6 protein-coding genes are annotated in these 5088 nt (G+C 37.2%); all 6 read right to left on the bottom strand.

The genetic code is table 11. The features are described 5' to 3' along the window. Positions 1-242: 242 nt before the first annotated feature. The gene (locus H7968_RS17865; RefSeq protein ID WP_227397365.1) at positions 243-890 is read right to left on the bottom strand and encodes a hypothetical protein; all 648 of its coding nucleotides are present in this window, start codon (positions 888-890) and stop codon (positions 243-245) included. Then, positions 853-1875 carry a hypothetical protein gene (locus tag H7968_RS17870; protein WP_227397366.1) on the bottom strand — a complete coding sequence of 341 codons (1023 nt, stop codon included), beginning with the start codon at positions 1873-1875 and terminating at the stop codon, positions 853-855. The genes H7968_RS17865 and H7968_RS17870 overlap by 38 nt, the downstream gene beginning before the upstream one ends. Before the next feature lie 257 nt (positions 1876-2132). Continuing rightward, positions 2133-3026 (bottom strand): M15 family metallopeptidase, encoded by an 894-nt coding sequence (locus H7968_RS17875; RefSeq protein ID WP_227397367.1) that lies wholly within the window; start codon positions 3024-3026, stop codon positions 2133-2135. A 6-nt stretch (positions 3027-3032) separates the two neighbouring features. Next, entirely contained in the window at positions 3033-3503 is a 471-nt protein-coding gene (locus tag H7968_RS17880; protein WP_227397368.1) for a phage holin family protein, read from the bottom strand. An 84-nt stretch (positions 3504-3587) separates the two neighbouring features. Then, on the bottom strand, positions 3588-4736 hold the full coding sequence (locus tag H7968_RS17885) for a siphovirus ReqiPepy6 Gp37-like family protein (RefSeq protein ID WP_227397369.1): 1149 nt from the start codon (positions 4734-4736) through the stop codon (positions 3588-3590). A 47-nt stretch (positions 4737-4783) separates the two neighbouring features. Further along, a partial coding sequence (locus tag H7968_RS17890; RefSeq protein ID WP_227397370.1) for a hypothetical protein occupies positions 4784-5088 on the bottom strand: 305 nt, incomplete at its 5' end.

Raw genomic sequence — 5088 nt, forward strand, 5'->3', positions numbered from 1 at the left:
CAGAAAGCCGTAAATGAGTTCTCGCCCAACTGCCTGATCTTGATCCTCCGCTCCGAACATAAGCCTGTTTTGTCCATATAGATCATCTTAACGGTATGTCCCTGCTGCCTATACTTGAAGAGCTTTTCTTTCATCAATGTTCCCTCCTTTTTGATCAATACAAGAACAAACGTTCTTTTCGGTTGTAAAATAAAGCCCCTTTCACTTTTTAATAGTAAGGGGCTTTTTGTGATTAACTGGATTTAACTTTCATCACTTTTTGAATCCTCCAAATCAAAATCAGCTACAAATAAAACATAACGATACAATAAAGTTGCATTTCTTACTGAAATCATAATTGTAAATAATATAGATGACAGCCAGATCGAACCTAAAATTGATAGCGGAACTCTTACAAAGAGTCCCCTTATCAAAGGAAAAGTTTCACTAACTTCTTTAAAAGTGCTAGATACAACCGATAATAAGATACCTATTATTAAAACAATTAACTGAATTAATATAGCAAACGAAAAGAATGAAATTAATTGCTTTAGTATGGTACCAGAATTATTTTTTAGCTTTTTACTCCTTAAAAATCTTAGTACCTCATTGTTACTAGCGGCGATAATCGCTAAGCTCGTCGTGTTAAAACCCGCCAAGATAGCAATTACCGATAAAGCATCTGAATTCAACTCAAGAATATAATTAAGCAATTTTAAATTGGAATCTTCAAAAAGGTAAAAGTATATGAAAATCACAGTAGAAACCACTAAAGGAGTCGTAATAAATAATGTCTTTTCTAATTTTGTAGAGTAAACTCCATAATTATGAAGAATTTCTCTGAAGTCTCTTCCTACTTTTTCATAATTCCCTTCAACTTTCTCCTTTCTCACTCTCTTTTTTAGAACCATTTTCGAACACTCCTCGAAATTGCTCAATTTTAATTTTATGTGATAAAGGATTATCTTTTTTTGCAATTAACATCATTTCGGTGTGCAAATCATCAATCACTGGTAATCCATTTTCATGGTGTTCAACAGAAACATCAAACGCTCTTTGTACATTTAATAATTCAATAGTTCTATTTCTTCCCGAAGGTAACCGGCCTGTTACTCCAAAGCCATCGAAATATTGTGCTTCATGAAGTTTTTTAAAGTAAGCCTCAATTCCTTTAATTGAGCTTTTTGGAACTTTGTTTTCGAAAGTCATTTTAACTCTGGTCATATTTTTCATTCCGTTTTCTTCAGCAAGTGTAGCCAAGTACAGTAAGTTTGAAGCCTCGTTACTCTTACCAGTGTCCTGAGATATATCCTTATAATAATATGCATCTTTAATTGTGGAAAATTCCTTTATGTCTTCAAAAAAAGATTTTGATGGTAAGCTTATCACTTTCAAGAAACGGTTTTTGTATATTCTACTCGGATTAAACTTTTTATTAAATCCTTCTATATAAGGATGGATCAAGTCTTTGTGATAGCGTATATATGTCTGAATAAAATTACCCCTAGCAACATTTTCAGAGTCTTTTTCAATTAAGAGTAATCCAGTCTTCTTATGAATTAAGAAATTTACTTGGTTTGTCAATCCTTGATTTTTACCTTTATCCCCTGCATGAGTATAATCGTATATGTTTATAATTTTTTGATCTTTTCCAAATCTAGCTGTATCAAAAACACCCTCATAAAAATCTTGATCATTTGCGTTTGAAAACGAAAGCAAGTTGATCATTTTATTTTTTTTTCGAAATGCACGATCCTTTAAGGGGATTTTTAATATTTCTCCGAAGAAATATCCTATATCTTCAAAGTCAAATCTCCCAATATCATAATTTCCTTTTTCTAAATATTTTGGTGTAATTAATTCATACCCAAAAATAGTGACTGGTTGATTTCCCATAAGCTCCTCCTTGAGGTCACCCTTCAAGTCATTGCTTAGCATGGATTTAAAATGCTATAATTGTTACAGGATTCGACATGCGGGGTGACCTGTGTGTCTTTTTTTGTCCATTATACCACTTCCTTTACAAATTAATAGTAAATTTTACATAGTTATCAAAATGACCTTACACCTAATATCCTTATGCTCATTATACGAACAAGCGTTCTTTTTGTAAACAAAAAAAGAGCCCCTGCCGGTTAAGACAGAGGCTGTTGCTAGTTCTTGCGCTGGTCGATGATAAACTTTAATGCAATCGCATCTGACTGAGTAAGCTCACCTTTCTCAGCCTGCTTGTACCACTTATCAGAGAGAATGCCTTCTTTATTTGCTTTCTTCAGCTCATCAATCACAGCTTGTCTTAGTGTTGGTGATGTGGGTTTCAAGTAAATCTCCTCCTCATTTTTAAGTGCAGCTGACTTTAAATTTTCAACAGCTTCTTCTAATAGCGCTTTTGTTTTCACACCATAAACTGCATCTGCAGCTATTCTTTGGCGAAGCTGAAAATCTCTCAATGCAGTTTCAGTGGCTGGACCAAATATTCCGTCCACAATGAACTTATAACCCATTTCGACTAACAGTTTTTGCAGCTTCTTCACTTCATTTCCGGAATCACCCGACTCGAGCCAAGTCTTTGTCGGTGGTGTAGGAATGGATGGGAATGACGGCCGTCTACCAGCTTGAAGATCACGCCAAGTCAATCCTTTTGTATATTCTAAGTGTGGTGGATCATAAAAGCTTTTCCAGTCACCACCCCAGCTAAAACCTAACGACTTCCCAATAGCAGCTACTCTGCGCCATTGAGTATTAACGGTCCATATCGCTTGGGTGCCGTCTTCATTAGTGAGGAAATAATCAACGGCCAGACCGTAATTATGCACAGACTGTCCCCCTCTAACCGTTGTCACGATATTACCGGGCTCCGTTCTACCTTGAGCGTATAATCGGTTTTGTTCAGCGTGAGAACGATAGCCGCTACTAATCTGCACATTTATATCCTCGTTATAAGCCTGACTGATCATCCGGATTGTAATGTCTTTTACATATGGATGGACAGCACCCATGTTTTTAACACTGCGATCTATAAGTGTTTTTAATGCTACTCTGCTCAAAATAATTCACCCCTTCTTTTTCAGTTCTTCATCAACCTTGCTACCGATCAGTTCTTCTTTGATCTCATTGCTAATCTGCTGTTTATCGGTTTGGATGACCAACAATCGCTCAGCAATTTCTTTCGGCACCAAAACACCGACTTCCGCCAAGTTTTCTATGATGGATAAGACCTCATTGGCAATGTAAAACATGACTGTGGCGTAAGTAATGGCACCATTCATGCCGAGGACCTGGTCAATAATGTTTGCGACTATGATCACACCAAAGATCAGAATCTTACGAGCATAACCGAATAGACTCTTTCGTGACCACAGGTTATGATTTTTAATCGCCTTAAAAATCCCCGTCACTACATCAATTGCCATCAAGATCAGCAGAAAATCCAAAAACCTCACGTTACCAAATAAATAAAATCGAACTACTTCTAAATGTTCCAAATCGACACCTCCGGCATGTAATAAAAATAGATTGTCCACGCTTATCTTCCTCTCTTAAATAATGAAATGGACCCCCTTGTTGCATATAAAAAGACCCGGCGAATGGGCCGAGTCTTCTCTCTTTTATTTTCTAACCTCTCCGCTGATCTGCTGGAACTGTAGCTTGATTTTATCAATCAAAGTCGGCATATTATTCCCAAACGTTGCGCTGATTTTATATCCCCCAGATTCATGTACTTCTAAGAGTTCCGTTATCCTGGCATCCAGTCCGACATTCCAATTTTTATTTCTTACCGTCACAATGTCACCAAGAAAATAATCAGTCTCATAAATTAATTGTGATTTTGTTAGTATCTGCGCCTCAAGATATTGTTCCTGGATCATTTTCTCAAGTTCTCTCAACCCACGTATCTCAAGATCAGTCTCGATGTCCACAAGAGGACGAGGTAAAGGTGGATCATCGTTCGTCTGATCAGGTACGTCTCGTGCGTCGATAAATAGCTCATACCTGTTAGCGCCTGTAGAGGTTCCTACTCCTTTCACAATGCGCTCAATCCCTTCACCCGGACCGGCTACATAAGCAAAATTTTTATAATTGAGGTCTGATGTTGTATATTGCATAGCCGCGATGGTTTTTAAAGTCGGTTCGAACCTTACCGGTGGCAGAACTGATTGACTCATCGTACGATCTGACGGCTGGACAACATCAAACACGTAACGCTGATTAGGGATATCCAGATAGATCTCCCACCCTAAACCTGATGCAAGGCTGATTTCGGTTAATTCTTCAGCCACATTTTTAAACCGAGATTGCCAACTGACGTTTGGTCCACGCTCCTGATCCGGCGCAATGACGAGGTTCGGAAAAACCCTATTCGGATCATCTGGAGTTATAAAATTGCGCTCCACATAATGTTTCATGACAGTCTCTGCGGATCCGGATTTATTGTCATAAGCTGTGTGAGATGGAGGATAAGTAATACGTTGCATTAAAAATGCTTTCAGTGGAAATGCTTTGATAGTCCAGTTTTCCGATGCTTTTCCTAACTCATCCAGACCGATTTCCTTATGTTTAATTTGATACACTCGATCGTTTCGGCCATCAAAACGTATGAGACTGTTTTTTTCGATCAGCTCGGCGTTAGGACTGTAAAAATTGATATTGAGATCAACCTCTCCAACCGTATGATATCTGTGAGCCAGCAATATTGAGTTATATTGTTTAATTTCCCCCAGCTGTTCAAAATCTCTTATGACCCTTAAAGATTTCATCGTTTCACCACCTTCACAAACGAAAGAGCACCTCAGTTGAGATGCCCTTATAATTCTTTTTTATTTTTCAAATCTATAAGTTTTTCAATTTCTTTTAAAATATCATCCATTCTTTCGTCCATTACAGCACTTATTTTTTCATTAAGTGCATCTTTATCTTTCACAAGTCCGTGTTCGATTAAAAGTTCAACCAGTACGCTATTAAAAGCTTTTTGTTTCGCATGCTGGTATTCAGATAAAAATAATAGTAAATTTTCAGCTTTGATATTTGTCATAGATATTATTCCTCCCTGTTGTAATGGTTCAACAAATAGAGAGGAATGACCTTCTAAGACATAAAAAATACACCTAT

Source organism: Jeotgalibacillus aurantiacus (assembly GCF_020595125.1).
Classification (GTDB): Bacteria; Bacillota; Bacilli; order Bacillales; family Jeotgalibacillaceae; genus Jeotgalibacillus; species Jeotgalibacillus aurantiacus.